The sequence below is a fragment of the Variovorax sp. P4_D9 genome (assembly GCF_056401695.1).
Genome location: NZ_JBFUIU010001769.1, coordinates 1 through 524 on the forward strand (window position 1 = coordinate 1; position 524 = coordinate 524).

Annotated in this window: 1 pseudogene; it reads left to right on the forward strand. The window is 65.2% G+C overall.

Annotated elements, in window-relative coordinates:
* Positions 1 to 367, forward strand: a pseudogene (locus AC1DY5_RS58250) (phosphate ABC transporter substrate-binding protein PstS); the annotation flags it as partial.
* Between the last annotated feature and the right edge of the window lie 157 nt (positions 368 to 524).

Here is a 524-nt window from a genome sequence, read left to right on the forward strand (position 1 = left end):
GCCCAGCACCGAGGCCTTCAGTGCCGCCAGCCGGGCCGGCGGCCTGTTCAAGACCAGCCTGGAGGCGGCGCCGCTGCTCGACCTCGACGGGCCGGGCGTCTGGCCCATCGTCACCGCCACCTACATCCTGGTGCCGCGTTCGCCGGCCTCGGTGGAGCGCGCCGGGCGCACACTCAACTTCTTCTACCGCTCATTCCTGTTGGGCGACAAGGCCGTGGCCGGTACCGGCTTCGCGCCACTGCCGCTTTTGACGCAGGCACGCATCGTGGGCCTCTTGACCAACTTCCGCGCACAGGATGGAAGGCTGGTGCCGGTGCTGAGCGAGGATGCGCAGGGCCACACCACGCTGGCCATGGCCAGGCCCTAAGCCGGCCCTAAGCCGAATGKCACTTACTTTAGCTGTTGGGCCATCGGCGCGGGACGTAAGTGCTTGATGGCAAAGAGAGGTGGCTGACCCAGGATCGATAGGATGGTTGTTACCAAGCAATCAAACCATCTTTCCGAAGGCCAGCCAGCATGAATCG